This is a genomic window from Cellulosimicrobium sp. 22598, from assembly GCF_052044445.1.
GTDB lineage: Bacteria > Actinomycetota > Actinomycetes > Actinomycetales > Cellulomonadaceae > Cellulosimicrobium > Cellulosimicrobium cellulans_G.
Genome location: NZ_JBQEMZ010000013.1, coordinates 59141 through 72926 on the forward strand (window position 1 = coordinate 59141; position 13786 = coordinate 72926).

Here is a 13786-nt window from a genome sequence, read left to right on the forward strand (position 1 = left end):
GCCGGGCGCACCGCATCCGCAGGACGGACCGTCATCCCGATGGTGCCCCGTGCAGGACTTGAACCCGCGACCGAGAGATTATGAGTCGGAACGGGCACGTCCCGGCCTGTCACGGCTGGTCCGTTGGGTCTCGGGATCGTTGCCGTTCTGCGGGTCTCATCTCGCCGCGCACCGGCACGCCCAGGGTGTCCCGAGTGGCCCGTTAGCAGCCGAGTAGCACCGCGAAGGCCGTCACGCCTGCCGCCGGCGTACGAGCCGGGACCAGAGGTCCGCGGCCTCACCGTCGTCCTGCGGGATCACGTCCGCGTACACGCCGGGCCCTCGAGGACGCGTACGACGCGCTCGTCGCGGAGGCGCGCGCCGCCGGTGTCCCGGAGGTCGAGGCGAGCGCGCTCCCGAAGCCGCCGGGGATCTACCTCACGACGAGCGGCGGGCTCGCGCTCGGTGGTGAGATGTCTGTCCCCCGCGGCTCGTCGCTGAGCATGGCGTCGACGCACCGGAAGCGCCTGCAGCGTGTCGCTGGGGACGCGATCGACGAGGCGCTGCGCTCATGAGCGAGGAGACCGTGCCCGGACGAGCCACGACCGCGAGCTCGTTCTTCCCCGACCCTCCGTCCCCGCGCGACATGACCGCGGTCACGACGCCAGCCGAGTTCGCGTCCCTGACCGCGGAGGAGAAGGCGCGCCTGTACGTGCAGGACGTCGACCGGTACCGGCAGCTGCGCGACGCCGCCAGGGAGGGCTGACCGTGGGCCGCGGGGTGCAGGCGATTTCCGCCATCTCACTTCCGAGGATGTGGCGCGACAACAGGTCGATTCTCGGGTTCCAGCAGTTCCTCGTCGGCCTTGCGTACGGCTTCGTCCACGGATGACTCGTAGCCGACATAGACCGACACGACGATGAGAGCCATCATCAGCGCCAAGTAGATGCCTGAAGCAGCGGTCAACGCGCTCCATAGGCGGGCCGGTGCAGCGCCAGCATTCAGCACGACGGCAAGGACCGTCGCGACGACCGAGAACCAGACACCCATCAGCGAGTGCGCGACCGCGGCGTCGACCGACCTGCGCGCGGGGGCCTCAGAGTCCGGTCGGTCTCGCGCCCGCTCGTCAAGCCGGTTACGCCAGGACGCGAGCTGGGTGAACGCGGCAAGAAGTACGCCCGCGGTGAGTGCGAACCCGGCTATCAGCGCTTCGGCAGACCGGCTCAGATCGACGTCGAGCACGAAGACGGCCAGGGCAGTCGCCACGGGAGTGACATACAGCACCCAGCGCGAGGCCCGATCCGGCTTACCAGCGTGGCCGTTGCGCGGGTCGGAGAGCCCATCCCAATGCCGGGCGAAGACAGGCATGGGATTAAGCGCCGACACACCAACCACCTTGCCTCTCGCTCGTGTCAGACCTGTATATCGGTGCCCTCCAACAGTGTCTCACCGAGCAGGTCGCGCACGAGGCCGATCCAGTCGCTGTCGTCAGTGGGTGGAGACGGAGCGATCTCGTAGGTGAACCACTCCCGGATTCGATCGGGGTCGATCGTCTTGGGCCGCCCAGTCTCCGGATCCGTCACCACGACGCTCGCGCCATCGAACTCGAGGCGCGCTTGATCCAGCTCGGCAGGATCGAGGCCCGCGATCCTCTCGACCTTCTCGACGTACTCGTGATCGGCTCCGTGTTCGATCAAGTCACTGACCGCCGCAATCAGGCTGTGTCTCTGAAGCTCGGACTCCACCTCTACGCTCAGGGTCTTCCGTGTCCCTCGGCGTCGACCCGGGGTTGCCGGCCTCGACTCCTTCAGGCGTACCTCGAACTTCTCGGAGTCTCGGATCATCTTCTTGAGCTTGTCGCGATCTGACAGCTGGTACGCACGCATGCTCGTCCACGCGCCCGGCGAACGCTCAAAGTCCGCCTTCGCCAACCAGTGCAGAAGCATGGTCACCGGGCACCTTCGGTTGATGGCCTCGACGACGAGGCGCGCCTCGGTTCCGCTGGCGGGGAGAAGGAAGAGTGCTCGGAAGTCGCGATTCGGCGCCTTGTCGCTGAGGTCTACAGCGACGTCCTCGCCACGGGCCTCCGGGTACTCCCCGTGCAAGCCGTGCTTGAGGCGCACCAGGACGTGGCCGTCGAGCGTGGTTTCGAAGCTCTCGATCCAGATGCGGGGGTCGCGCTGCGCGACGGTGGTCGGCGGTTCCCACCGCGCGATGTCGCGGAGGCTCGGAACGGTGGTGAGCGTGCGCGGCGAAGGTTGCGAAAGCACCGTAAGAGCGTTGACGATGCGCTCGTACTGCGAGACACCATCCCCGAGGGGATCCTCGACCGGCAATGCGATGCCTGCACGTCCGCCGCGCATGACACTCAGCTCGAAGACCCGGACCCCATAACCTGCCATGCCGCACCCCTCTGCCGCTCCCCGCGTATCTCACGGGGCTCCGTATCTCCAGAGAGGCTCGACGAGGAGCGGTGATACAACCGGCAACGTGGCTACACGCCGTGCTACTCGCCGAGCCGTTCCCGTTGGCTCGCGTCCTCCGCCAGCTCTCGGAACGCGGCCCAGCGTGACTCGCTGTCAGCGAGGTCCCGGACCTCGCGTCCGTACCCGCCGGATCGGTCGAGCGCCGCGAGCGTGCGACAACGCTTCACCCCGCAGCTGCACCCCGTCGCCGTCGCCCGATGCAGGTTGGCGACCTCGGCGAGCAGTCTCCGGTAGCCAGCACGGGTCTCCAGCGCGGAGCGCACCCGACGACGCGCCTCCTCGACCTCCTGCTTGCGCTCGGCGGCGTCGGTGGCCGCCCGCTTCATCCGGAGCCAGTACTCGCCTGCATGAGCCTCGGCTCGATCGACGCGGGCCGCGGGATCCTCGTCCGGGCGTTCGAGGTGGTCGACGCACTTCGGGCAGATGCCGGCTCGCTCTCCGTCCTCGACGTTGTACCGGCCGGGGTACGCAAGAGCGCAACAGCGGCAACGCAGAGCGCCGTCGCGCCACCGGCCCTCTCCCGAGTAGCCGACTCCGTGCGGGTTGTTCTTGATGGTCATCGAGCTTCTCCCCGTGTCGCGCCGTCCCTGCCCTGAGGCTGCCAGGTGCCACCCACACGGTGTCCGAACGCCCGTTCGAGCCGTCTGTTAGCCGTTCGTTAGCACGACGCCCCGCCGGCGCGAAAGCGACGACGGGGCGAGGGGCGCGCAAGCGACGGAACCGCAACGTTCCTGGTCTGTGCCCCGTGCAGGACTTGAACCCGCGACCGAGAGATTATGAGTCTCCTGCTCTGACCAGCTGAGCTAACGGGGCGCGCGGGCGAGCATACCGCCCGTCCGGCGGGCCGAGCCGGAGCGGCTACGGTGGGGACGTGTCCTGGTTCCGCCGCCCCAGCCTGCCCGACCCGGTCCGCCGGTCGCTCGACGTCCCGGCGAGCGATCGCGTGCTCGCCTCGGCCGAGCTGGCCGACGGCTCGTGGGCGGTCGCGACCCGCACCGAGCTCCTCACGAGCGACGCGACCGGCAGGACGGTCGCGCGACGCCCGTGGTCGGACGTCGACCGCGCGGGCTACGTGCCGGAGACGGCCACGATCACCGTCTCGTGGGTCGACGGCGCTCCTGCGCTGACCCTCACGCTCGCCGACCCGCGTCGCACGTCGCTCGCCCAGACGCTGCGCGAGCGCGTCCAGTCGTCGGTGGTGCTCTCCGAGACCGTGACGTTCGCCGCAGGGCTCACCGCCCGGGTCGCGGTGCGCCGGGACGGTGAGGGCGAGCTCTTCTCGCAGGTCGTCGCCGACCCCGGCGTCGACCTGACGGACCCGGAGGTGACGGCCCGCGTGGACGCCGCCGAGGGCCGGGTCCGGTCGGCGTCCGGACTACCCCTCTGAGCCTGCTAGAGTTTTCCCCGGTCGCTGCGGTGCACACCGCGACGGCCGTGATCGATCCCGCGTAGCTCAGCTGGCAGAGCATCCGACTGTTAATCGGACGGTCGTAGGTTCAAGTCCTACCGCGGGAGCCCACGGGTTCGGCCCCGGATCGCTCAGCGGTCCGGGGCCGCGCTGTTTCTCCGGTCCCGTCGACCGATCGGACCGCGCACGTCTGCGCCTCGGGAATACTCGACCGTTGCCCGGGGCTTGCGTCTGTCGTGACCACGACGTCCCCTGCCGGGATCGGTCTGCGCTCCGAGCGCGGCCCCGTCCTCCTCGCGCTCATGCTGTCCACGGCCCTCGTCGCGCTCGATGCGACGATCATCGCGACGGCGTCGGCCACGATCGCGCGCGAGCTCGGTGGGTTCGCGCAGCTCCCCTGGCTCTTCTCCAGCTATCTGCTCGCGCAGGCGGTCGGGACGCCGGTGTTCGGCAGGCTGTCCGACGTGCTCGGCCGCAAGCGCCTCATGCTGGCGGGGGTCGCCCTGTTCTTCCTCGGGTCGGTGCTGTGCGGGTTCGCGTGGTCGATGCCGGCGCTCGTCGCGGGCCGCGTGCTCCAGGGCCTGGGAGCCGGTGCGGTGATGCCCGTCTCCCAGACGATCGCCGCCGACATCTACACGCTCGAGGAGCGCGCGAAGGCGCAGGGCTACCTGGCGTCGGTGTGGGCGATCTCGTCGGTCGTCGGCCCGACGCTCGGCGGCGTCTTCTCCGAGTTCGTGAGCTGGCGCTGGATCTTCTTCGTCAACGTGCCGCTGTGCGCGCTGGCGGCGTGGATGCTGCACCGCCGGTACCACGAGTCCCCGCGCGAGGGAGCGCGCGAGCCCATCGACTACGTCGGCGCCGCGCTCCTCACCGCCGGCAGCACGCTGCTGCTGCTCGGGCTGCTCGAGGGCGGGTCCACGTGGGCGTGGGCCTCCCCCGCGTCGCTCGCGGTCCTCGGCGCCGCGGTCCTCCTGCTCGGCGTCTTCGCGCTGCACGCACGGCGCACGCGCTACCCCGTGGTCGACCTCGCGATCCTGCGCCGGCGCGTCGTCGGCGTCTCGACGGCGGTCTCGCTCCTCGTCGGGGTGATCGTCCTCGCGCTGTCCACGTACGTACCGATCTACGCCCAGGGCGTCCTCGGCGTCGGGCCGCTCGTCGCGGGCTTCGCGCTCGCCGCGATGACGGTCGGCTGGCCGATCTCCGCCTCGAACGCCGGGCGCCTCTACCTGCGGATCGGCTTCCGCTGGACCGCCGTCATCGGCTCCGCGCTCGTCCTCGTCGGCACCTCGCTCACGCTGCTGCTGGGCGCCTCGTCGTCGGTCGTCGCGGTCGCCGCGACGACGTTCGTCGTCGGTGTCGGGATGGGCCTGACCGCCGTCCCGACGCTCATCGCCGCCCAGTCGTCGGCCGCCTTCTCGGAGCGCGGCGCCGTGACGGGCACCAACATGTTCGCGCGGTCGCTGGGCTCCGCGGTCGGCGTCGCGGTCTGCGGCGCGATCGTCAACGCCCGCACGACGCTCGGTGCCGACGGCACGCCGGAGGGCCCCGGCCTCATGAGCGCGATCCACGTCGTGTTCGTCCTGCTCGCCGCGAGCGCCGCCGTCCTCGTCGTCCTCGCAGCCCTCATGCCGCCGGACCGGCAGGCGGCGCGCGACCGCCGGGCCGCGACGACCGCCGCGACCGCGGACGCGACGGCCTGACCTCCCGGACGGCTCAGGCGATCTCGCCCTCGCGCAGCGTGCGGCGCTCCGCCTCGACCGCGAGGAGCGCGGCGAACGCCTCCTGGTACGCGGCGAGGTCCGCCGTGGGGTCGAGGCGCTGGAGGCGGCTCTTCGCGTCGGCGACGCGGCGCGTGAGGCCGAGGTCGACGAGGCCGCGCACGACCCCGGCGACGTAGCCGCCGACGACGTTCTCGCGGTCCTCCGGCAGCGGCGCGACGGCGAGCTCGGTCACGAGGCCGCGCACGGGCTCGGCGGCCTGCTCGACGACGGCCTCGACCCAGTGCCCGGCGCCGAGCGTCGCACCCTCGCGCACCCCGCCCGCGGCACGGATCGCCGCATGCACGGCGCGCCAGGCCGGGACGGCGAAGGCGTCCTCGCCGAGGTCGTCGAAGACCGGCGGCACGTGCTGGGGGTACTGGAGGACGGCGACGAGCGCGAGGCGCTCGCGGCGCGCCACGGGGTCGCGCGGGTCGGGCGCCGGCAGCGCCGGGACCTCCGGCTCGGGTGCGGGGGCCTCCGCACCCGGGCGGGCGTCGTCGGGCCGCGCGGTGCGGACCGGGCCGGGCGCGCTGCCCCGCTTGGCGGCGGCCGCCACCTCGCGGCGGACACGCTCGGCGTCCATGCCGATCCAGCCGGCGAGCATGCGGGCGTACTCGGGGCGCAGCGCGGCGTCGCGGATCCCGGCGACGACCGGGGCGGCGGCGCGCAGCGCGCCGACGCGGCCCTCGGCGGTGTCGAGGTCGAACGTCGCGAGCGTCGTCCGGATGACGAACTCGAAGAGGGGCTGGCGCCCGTCGACGAGCGCGCGGACCGCGTCGGGGCCGCGCGCCATGCGCAGCTCGCACGGGTCCATGCCGCTCGGCTCGACGGCCACGAACGTCTGGGCGTAGAAGCGCTGGTCCTCGCCGAACGCCCGCACGGCGGCCTTCTGGCCCGCCGCGTCGCCGTCGAACGTGAACACCACCTCTCCCCCGACGGAGGCGCCCGAGGCGAGCTGCATGCCGCCCCCGGCCGTCGTGTCGCCGAGGAGCCGGCGCACGATGCGCGCGTGGTCGGACCCGAACGCCGTGCCGCACGTCGCGACGGCGGTCGTCACGCCGGAGAGGTGCGCGGCCATGACGTCCGTGTACCCCTCGACGACGACGACGCGCTTCTGCTTGGCGATCTCGCGCTTGGCGAGGTCGATGCCGTAGAGCACGTGCGACTTCTTGTAGAGCGAGGTCTCGGGGGTGTTGAGGTACTTGGGCCCCTGGTCCTCGTCGTAGAGGCGCCGCGCGCCGAACCCGACGATCTCGCCCGTGACGTCGCGGATGGGCCACACGAGCCGACCGCGGAACCGGTCGTAGATGCCGCGCTGGCCCTGGCTCATGAGTCCGGACGCGATCAGCTCGGGCTGCGTGAAGCCGCGCCCCTGGAGGTGGCGCTGCAGGTTGTCCCAGCCGGTGGGCGCGTACCCGACGCCGAAGTGCTCGGCGTCCGCCCGGTCGAAGCTGCGCTCGGCGAGGAACGCGCGGGCCGCCTGAGCGCCGGGCGCGAAGAGCTGCTCGGAGAAGTACTGCGCGGCGACGCGGTGCGCCTCGAGCAGCCGCTGGCGCCGTCCCGGCTCCTCGCGCGGGCGCTGCGGCCCTCCCGAGTCCTCGTAGCGGAGCTGGATCCCGACGCGGTCGGCGAGGTACTCGACGGCCTCGACGAACGTCAGGCCGTCGATCTTCTGGACGAACGAGATGACGTCGCCGCCCTCGCCGCACCCGAAGCAGTGCCAGCGCCCCACGCCGGGCCGCACGTGGAAGGACGGCGAGCGCTCGTCGTGGAAGGGGCACAACCCCTTGAGCGAGCCGACGCCCGCGGTCTTGAGGGTGACGTGCGCGGAGACGATCTCGTCGATCCGTGCGCGGTCGCGGACGGCTTCCACGTCCTCGCGTCGAATCAGGCCGGCCACGGAGCGAGTCTATGCGCCCGGGCGGTGCCTCGGGGGTGGCGCGACGGCGTCGTCGGTCACCCCGGGTGCGCCGTCGCGCCCGCCCCGACGAGCGCGTCGCGCGACGCGGCGCAGCGTCGTGCGTACGCCCCCGGCGTGGACCCGGTCGCGCGCGCGAAGTCGGTGCCGAGGTGCGCCTGGTCGTAGTACCCGACGGCGCTCGCGAGCGCCGCGAGGTCCTGGTCCGGGTCGGCGGCGAGCAGGTCGGCCGCGAGGTGCACGCGGTGGCGCTGCAGGGCCCACTTGGGGCTCACGCCGACGTACGCGGCGAAGTTCCGCTGGAGCGAGCGGGCGGAGGTCCCGACGACGGCGGCGAGGTCGGCGACGCCCGCACCGGGCCCGAGCTCCCCGGCGACGAGCGCGGCGAACGCGCGGGCGACGCGGTCGAGGTCGCGGGCCGTCCGCGCGTCGCGGACGCGTTCCGCCCGCGCCCGCAGCAGCGGCTCGACACCGCGTGCGGCCTCCTCGTCCCGGCCGGCGACGGCGAGGGCGAGCGCGGCGGCGCCGGTGCGCTCCGCCGTCGGGCCCAGGAACGCGGCGGCGGGCACCTGCACTCCCGGGCGCACGGCGTCCGCGTGCCCCAGCAGGACGCGGAACGCGCCCGGCCGCAGCTTGGTCCCCACGACGGCCCCCGACCCGGTCAAGGTGCGCTCGAACAGGCCCGGCGGGATGCCGTGCGCGACGTACCCCGCCGCCTCCGCGACCACGTTGGCGACCGGGTGCGGCACCAGGACCTGCGTGAACGACTCCCCCGGCGGCAGGTCCCAGCGCACGACCCAGTGCCGTTCCACGAGATCCGCGAGATCCGGCGCCGGGTCGACGCGCACGAGCTCGAACCCGCGCGGCGCGGCGGCGGGGTCGACGAGCCCCCGCAGGGACGTCGTCGGGCCGTGCCGAGGGGCCACCCTCGCGTCGGCGCGGACCCGGGGTTCGAACACCTGTCGCATTCCTCCAAGACTGGCACGGCCCGCCGACACGAGCATGGGGGTACGGCCCGCACCCCCGCGGGCGACCACGACGAGGAGGACCCCATGGAGATGTCGGCACTGCACCCCAACGTCACGGTGAGCGGCGCGCGCGAGGCCATCGCGTTCTACGAGGCCGCGCTCGGCGCCGAGGTGGTCGACACGATCACGGCGGGCGACACGATCATCCACTCCGACCTGCGGCTCGTCTCCCCCGCCGGGACGTCCACGTTCACGGTCGCGGAGGCGTTCCCGCCCGACTCCGTCGCGCCCGAGGCCGGGGCGCCGACGCACGCGTCGTTCACGATCCCGGTCGAGGACGCCGACGCCGCGTACGCGCGGGCGATCTCTGCCGGCGGGTCGAGCATCGCGGAGCCCGCGGACTGGTTCGAGGGGTTCCGGCAGGCCGCGGTCCGCGACCCGTTCGGGCACCGCTGGTTCTTCGTGACCGTCGCGGACTCCGTGACGGCCGCGGACGTGCAGCGCGCCAGCGACGCCTGGATGACCGAGCAGGCCTGAGCCGGCCCTCCGACCCGACCGCGTCGCGCCCGTCGGCCTCAGGCGGGCGGGCGCACGAGGCGTGCGTGGAACTGCATCGCCGAGACGTCCGTCAGCGAGGCGACCTGGTCGATCACCACGCGCAGGCGGGCCGCGTCGTCGGGCGCGGCCTCCCAGTCCGCCGCGAACGACGGCTCGAGCGCGACGGGAGCGCGGTCGGAGAAGACGTGGACGAGGTCGGCGATGACCTCGCGCTGGCGCTGGTAGAGCGGCTCCTGCTCGCGCGGTGCCATGACGTACGCGACAGCGACGCCCTTGAGCACGAGGATCTCGGCGACGGTCTCGTCCGGGACCACGAGGCGGGCGGCGTACCGGGTGAGCGGGCCGTCGCCGTAGACGGCGCGCGTCGCGTCCTGCGCGGCCCCGGTGAACCGGCCGATGAGCTGGCTCGTCGCGTCCTTGAGCGCCGCGAGCGCGCGGCGCGACCCGTCGAACCCGGTGACCAGGTGACCCGTGCCCTGCAGGCGCGTGATCGCCGCGTCGAGCGCCGCCTCGTCGTACGCGGTGCCGTACCAGGAGTGGACCGCGCGCACGACCCGGGCCCGCTCGTCGGGGTCGTCCAGCACGGCGAGCTCGATGCGCCCACCCACGATCGCGTCCTCGACGTCGTGCACGGAGTACGACACGTCGTCCGCGAGGTCCATGACCTGCGCCTCGAGGCACTTGACCTGGCTCGGCGCGCCGGCGCGCAGCCAGTCGAACACGGGTCGGTCGTCCTCGTAGACGCCGAACTTGTGCGTCGGGCGGCCGTCCGCGCGCAGCGGCGCCTCGCCCGCGCCCCACGGGTACTTCACGCTCGCGTCGAGGCTCGCGCGCGTGAGGTTGAGCCCGTACGAGCGCCCGTCCGCGTCGACGACCTTGGGGTCGAGCCGCGTGAGCAGCCGCAGGGTCTGCGCGTTGCCCTCGAACCCGCCGACGTCGACCGCGAGGTCCGCGAGCGCCCGCTCGCCGTTGTGCCCGAACGGCGGGTGTCCCAGGTCGTGCGCGAGGCACGCGGTGTCGACGATGTCCGGGTCGCAGCCGAGCGCCTTGCCGATCTCGCGCCCCACCTGCGCGACCTCGAGCGTGTGCGTGAGGCGCGTGCGGACGAAGTCGTCGCTGCCCGGCCCGAGAACCTGCGTCTTGGCTCCGAGTCGGCGCAGGGCGGACGAGTGCACGATGCGCGCACGGTCGCGCTCGAACGGCGTGCGGGCCCGGGACTTCGCGGACTCGACGAACCACCGCTCGGTGTCGGCGTCCGAGTACGACGCCGTGCCCTCCTCGCCGCGCGCCGGGCGCGGCCCGGTCCCCACCACCGCGGGGTCGAACGCCTCCTGCTCGAACGTCTGCACGGGCCCCAGCGTAACGACGCGGGTCGGGACGTGGCGGCGCCGAGGGCCGCGCGCCGGTCGCCGACGTCCCGCCGTGGCGGACGGCGAGGAGAGCCGCACGGGCGTAGCCTCGCGCACATGGGTGCAGCGCACGCGCTCGAGCTGCGGGCCGTCACCGTCGACGGCCTGGTCGAGGTCGTCCCGTACGTGGACGGCCGCTCGCTCGTCGAGCTCGTCGGACGGCACGAGTCGGCGCGCGGCTACTCCCCCGCGGGCGCGTACGGGGGTCTGGTCCCGGCGTTCTTCCGCTACGGCGACGCCGCGCACCAGTGGTACGGCCGCGGACGGATGCCGTCGGGCGGGCACGCGTGGGTGCTCGCGTGCGACTGCCACGAGGCGGGGTGCTGGCCGTTCGAGGTGACGGTCGACGCCGACGCGACGACCGTCGTCTGGCGCGACCTCACCCAGCCGTTCCGGCCCGAGTGGGACTACTCCGCGCTGGGCTCGTTCACGTTCGACCGCGCCCGGTACGACGACGCCGTGCGCCAGGTCGCGCACCTCTTCGCCTGAGTCTCGGGCCCCCCGGACGCCCGTGGGGCCGCCCGGGACGGGCCGTTCAACCCAGGCGCCACACCCCGACGGCCGGGCCGTCGCCCGCGAGCCGCGCGCCGCCGTCGTGCCGGGAGAGGCCCAGCGTGCCGTGCAGCCGCTCCGCCCCGCCCGGCCCCACGAGCGCGGGGTGCAGGGTGACGCCGTCCCAGGGTGCGCGGGCGAGCGCGACGAGCACGCGCTCGCCGGGCGTCTCCCGCAGGTAGACGAGGGCGTCGTCGTCGACGTGCACCCAGCGCAGGCCGCCGTGGCGCAGCGCGTCCGAGCCGCGCCGGACGGCGATCAGGGCGCGGTACAGGTCGAACGTCGCGGCGTCCCAGCGGCCAGAACCCGTCGCCGCGTCGTCCCACGGCATCGTCGCGCGACCGTGCTCCCCGTTCAGACCGGTGAGGCCGACCTCGTCGCCGGCGAAGATCACCGGGGTGCCGGGGTAGGTGAGCAGGAGCGTCGCCGCGACCTCGACCATCTCGCGCGAGCCGACGATCGAGCGCAGGCGCGGGGTGTCGTGCGAGCCGAGCATGTTCCACTGCGACGCCGTGACGCGCCACGGCAGCACGGCGTCGAACTCGCGCATGGTCGCCACGACGTCGCGGCCGCCGCGCCGCGGCGTGCGCACCGGCAGCCCCAGGTACGGCACGGGCGAGTCCGCCGGGGACAGCCACGTCCAGGCCGGGCGGGTGAACGCCGAGTAGTTCATGTTCGCGTGCCAGCCGTCGCCCGCGAGGTCGCCCGACGCGTCGTGGAAGTGCTCCGCGACGAGCGCGGCCTCGGGGTTCGCGTCCCGCATGGTCGCGCGCAGGCGCCGCGCGACCTCGAGCGTGCGGTCCTCCGCACCGAAGCGTCCCGTCATGTTCGCGACGTCGATCCGCCAGCCGTCGAGGCCGAACGGCTCGCCCAGGTAGCGCCCGACGACGGACCCGGGCCCGTCGATCATGCGCGCCCCGAGCTCGGCCGACCCGTACGACAGCTTGGGCAGCGACGCGTGCTCGAGCCAGCCCACGTACCCGGGCTCGCCGTCGGTCCAGTAGTAGAAGTCGCGCTCCGGCGCGGCGGGGTCCGCGAGCGCCCGCGCGAACCACTCGTGCCCGGCGCCCGTGTGGTTGGTCGTGAGGTCGCCCATGACGCGCAGCCCGCGCGCGTGCGCGGCGCGGATGAGCGACGCGTACGCCGCGTCGCCGCCGAGCAGCGGGTCGACGTGGTCGAACGTGCTCGCGTCGTAGCGGTGGTTGGAGCGCCCCGGGAAGACGGGCGTCGTGTACAGCGTCGTGACGCCGAGCGCGACGAGGTGGTCGAGCCGCTCCTCGACCCCGGCGAGGTCGCCCCCGTAGTACTGCGTGCCGACGTCGGGCCCCGCGCCGTGCGGCTCGTCGTCCCAGGCCGCAGGGACGGCCCACTCCGGGAGCGGGCGCCCGTCGGCCGCGGCGGAGCGCGCGAACCGGTCCGGGAAGACCTGGTAGACGACGCCGTCGCGCATCCACGCGGGCGCGCCCTCGTGGACGGTGAGGCGGAAGTCCGCGGCGTCGGGCACGTCGCGGTCCCACACCCCGCGGCCGTTGAGCCAGCGGTAGCCGCGCTCGCCCTCGTCGAGGAAGAACCGGTACCCCGTCTCGGGGTTGTGCACGAGCACCTCGGCGACGTACCAGTCCTCGTGCTCGTCCGAGCGGTCGAGGCGCGCCGGGGTGAGGCGCGGCTCGCCGTCGCGCACGGTGCGCAGCCACACGTCGCGCACGCCCGCGGACCGGGGCACGCGCACGCGGACGGGGACCGTGTCCCCGAGGGCGGGGACGCCCTCGGGGACGTACAGCGCCGAGCCGTCGTGGTGCGGGACGGTGGTGACGACGTCGCGCACGCGGTCAGCCCTTCACGGAGCCGGCCGTGAGGCCGCCCACGATGTACTTCTGCAGATAGAGGAAGAGGGCGAGCACGGGCAGCGCGGAGATCACGGCGCCGGCCGTGAACAGGCCCCAGTTCGCCTCCTTGAGCGACGACACCCAGCCGTAGAGCCCGACGGCGAGCGTCCAGTTGCGCTCGGACGTGAGGACGATGCGCGCGATGATGAACTCGCCGAACGTGCTGATGAACGACAGCAGCGCGACGACCGCGAGGATCGGCGCCACCAGGCGCAGGATGATCGTCCAGTAGATCTGCGAGTGCGTGGCGCCGTCGATCTTGGCGGCCTCGTCGAGCTCGCGCGGGACCGTGTTGAAGAACCCGTACATGAGGAACGTGTTCACGCCGAGCGCGCCGCCGAGGTACACGGCGATGAGGGCGATCTTGCTGTTCAGGCCGAGGATCGGGACGACGTTGCCCAGGCCGATGAGCAGCAGGAAGATCGCCACGAACGCGAGCATCTGCGGGAACATCTGGACGATGAGCAGCGACGTGAGGCCCATGCGGCGCCCGGCGAACCGGAAGCGCGAGAAGGCGTAGGCGGCGGCCGCGCCCATGAGGACCGTGCCGACGGACGTCGCGACCGCGATGACGAGGGTGTTGCCCATCCACGTCCAGAACATCGTGCTGCCGAGCTGGGCGTAGTTCGCGCCGCTCACGTCGGAGAAGAGCGTGTTGGAGCCGGTGAGCGTCCCGTTCTCCGACAAGGACGCCGAGAGGACGTAGACGAGCGGGAAGGCCGCGTAGACGACGGCGATCACGCCGACGACGTGCCGCCAGCCGAGCTCGGAGAACCAGCGGCCCGGCTTCATCCGGTTCCGCGAGGCCACGGACGGGGCGGGACGACCGCCGACGACGGGGGGTGCCTGGGTGGTCGCCATG

General features: G+C 73.2%; 13 protein-coding genes and 2 tRNA genes. 6 read left to right on the forward strand and 9 right to left on the reverse strand.

Annotated elements, in window-relative coordinates:
- Window positions 1-550: 550 nt before the first annotated feature.
- Window positions 551-745 carry a hypothetical protein gene (locus ACTJIY_RS14820; protein WP_440674514.1) on the forward strand — a complete coding sequence of 65 codons (195 nt, stop codon included), beginning with the start codon at window positions 551-553 and terminating at the stop codon, window positions 743-745.
- Window positions 746-780: 35 nt separating this feature from the next.
- Here the strand turns inward: ACTJIY_RS14820 and ACTJIY_RS14825 are convergent, their stop codons facing one another.
- From ACTJIY_RS14825 to ACTJIY_RS14840, 4 genes are all read right to left on the reverse strand, one after another.
- Entirely contained in the window at window positions 781-1347 is a 567-nt protein-coding gene (locus ACTJIY_RS14825) for a hypothetical protein (RefSeq protein ID WP_440674513.1), read from the reverse strand.
- 44 nt (window positions 1348-1391) lie between these two features.
- Window positions 1392-2381: a hypothetical protein gene (locus ACTJIY_RS14830; RefSeq protein WP_440674512.1), complete on the reverse strand. Its 990-nt coding sequence runs from the start codon at window positions 2379-2381 to the stop codon at window positions 1392-1394.
- A 104-nt stretch (window positions 2382-2485) separates the two neighbouring features.
- The gene (locus ACTJIY_RS14835) at window positions 2486-3025 is read right to left on the reverse strand and encodes a hypothetical protein (protein WP_440674511.1); all 540 of its coding nucleotides are present in this window, start codon (window positions 3023-3025) and stop codon (window positions 2486-2488) included.
- Window positions 3026-3204: 179 nt separating this feature from the next.
- Window positions 3205-3278, reverse strand: a tRNA-Ile gene (locus ACTJIY_RS14840).
- Between the two features lie 58 nt (window positions 3279-3336).
- Between ACTJIY_RS14840 and ACTJIY_RS14845 the strand changes: the two genes are divergently transcribed.
- The 3 genes from ACTJIY_RS14845 to ACTJIY_RS14855 all read left to right on the forward strand — a co-directional run bounded on the left by ACTJIY_RS14845 (window position 3337) and on the right by ACTJIY_RS14855 (window position 5573).
- Window positions 3337-3852: a hypothetical protein gene (locus ACTJIY_RS14845; protein WP_253050267.1), complete on the forward strand. Its 516-nt coding sequence runs from the start codon at window positions 3337-3339 to the stop codon at window positions 3850-3852.
- Window positions 3853-3907: 55 nt separating this feature from the next.
- Window positions 3908-3980: transfer RNA gene (locus ACTJIY_RS14850), tRNA-Asn, on the forward strand.
- Window positions 3981-4109: 129 nt separating this feature from the next.
- Window positions 4110-5573: an MDR family MFS transporter gene (locus tag ACTJIY_RS14855; RefSeq protein WP_253050269.1), complete on the forward strand. Its 1464-nt coding sequence runs from the start codon at window positions 4110-4112 to the stop codon at window positions 5571-5573.
- A 13-nt stretch (window positions 5574-5586) separates the two neighbouring features.
- Here ACTJIY_RS14855 and dnaG read toward each other — a convergent pair whose 3' ends face one another.
- Together dnaG and ACTJIY_RS14865 are read right to left on the reverse strand one after the other, a co-directional pair.
- On the reverse strand, window positions 5587-7533 hold the full coding sequence (gene dnaG, locus ACTJIY_RS14860; RefSeq protein ID WP_439157814.1) for a DNA primase: 1947 nt from the start codon (window positions 7531-7533) through the stop codon (window positions 5587-5589).
- A gap of 56 nt (window positions 7534-7589) precedes the next feature.
- Complete coding sequence (locus tag ACTJIY_RS14865; RefSeq protein WP_440674510.1) at window positions 7590-8510, reverse strand: helix-turn-helix domain-containing protein; 921 nt, start codon at window positions 8508-8510, stop codon at window positions 7590-7592.
- Between the two features lie 93 nt (window positions 8511-8603).
- On the opposite strand from ACTJIY_RS14865, the gene ACTJIY_RS14870 reads away from it, so the two are divergent.
- Window positions 8604-9056: a VOC family protein gene (locus ACTJIY_RS14870; protein WP_439157816.1), complete on the forward strand. Its 453-nt coding sequence runs from the start codon at window positions 8604-8606 to the stop codon at window positions 9054-9056.
- A gap of 38 nt (window positions 9057-9094) precedes the next feature.
- Here the strand turns inward: ACTJIY_RS14870 and ACTJIY_RS14875 are convergent, their stop codons facing one another.
- Window positions 9095-10387 carry a deoxyguanosinetriphosphate triphosphohydrolase gene (locus ACTJIY_RS14875; protein WP_374614243.1) on the reverse strand — a complete coding sequence of 431 codons (1293 nt, stop codon included), beginning with the start codon at window positions 10385-10387 and terminating at the stop codon, window positions 9095-9097.
- Between the two features lie 156 nt (window positions 10388-10543).
- Here ACTJIY_RS14875 and ACTJIY_RS14880 point away from each other — a divergent pair, with 156 nt between their 5' ends.
- Window positions 10544-10975: a hypothetical protein gene (locus ACTJIY_RS14880; protein WP_353708953.1), complete on the forward strand. Its 432-nt coding sequence runs from the start codon at window positions 10544-10546 to the stop codon at window positions 10973-10975.
- A gap of 46 nt (window positions 10976-11021) precedes the next feature.
- Here ACTJIY_RS14880 and ACTJIY_RS14885 read toward each other — a convergent pair whose 3' ends face one another.
- Together ACTJIY_RS14885 and ACTJIY_RS14890 are read right to left on the reverse strand one after the other, a co-directional pair.
- Window positions 11022-12863, reverse strand: a complete 1842-nt coding sequence (locus tag ACTJIY_RS14885) for a glycoside hydrolase family 13 protein (RefSeq protein WP_440674509.1) — start codon at window positions 12861-12863, stop codon at window positions 11022-11024.
- Between the two features lie 4 nt (window positions 12864-12867).
- Entirely contained in the window at window positions 12868-13785 is a 918-nt protein-coding gene (locus ACTJIY_RS14890; protein WP_439157818.1) for a sugar ABC transporter permease, read from the reverse strand.
- Window position 13786 lies beyond the last annotated feature (1 nt).

Excerpts from the sequence above, each read along its gene's own strand:
- ACTJIY_RS14830 (WP_440674512.1), bottom strand. The coding sequence starts at position 2,381 with ATGGCAGGTTATGGGGTCCGGGTCTTCGAGCTGAGTGTCATGCGCGGC.
- ACTJIY_RS14890 (WP_439157818.1), bottom strand. The coding sequence starts at position 13,785 with ATGGCGACCACCCAGGCACCCCCCGTCGTCGGCGGTCGTCCCGCCCCG.
- ACTJIY_RS14870 (WP_439157816.1), top strand. The coding sequence starts at position 8,604 with ATGGAGATGTCGGCACTGCACCCCAACGTCACGGTGAGCGGCGCGCGC.
- ACTJIY_RS14820 (WP_440674514.1), top strand. The coding sequence starts at position 551 with ATGAGCGAGGAGACCGTGCCCGGACGAGCCACGACCGCGAGCTCGTTC.
- ACTJIY_RS14880 (WP_353708953.1), top strand. The coding sequence starts at position 10,544 with ATGGGTGCAGCGCACGCGCTCGAGCTGCGGGCCGTCACCGTCGACGGC.
- ACTJIY_RS14835 (WP_440674511.1), bottom strand. The coding sequence starts at position 3,025 with ATGACCATCAAGAACAACCCGCACGGAGTCGGCTACTCGGGAGAGGGC.
- ACTJIY_RS14825 (WP_440674513.1), bottom strand. The coding sequence starts at position 1,347 with ATGCCTGTCTTCGCCCGGCATTGGGATGGGCTCTCCGACCCGCGCAAC.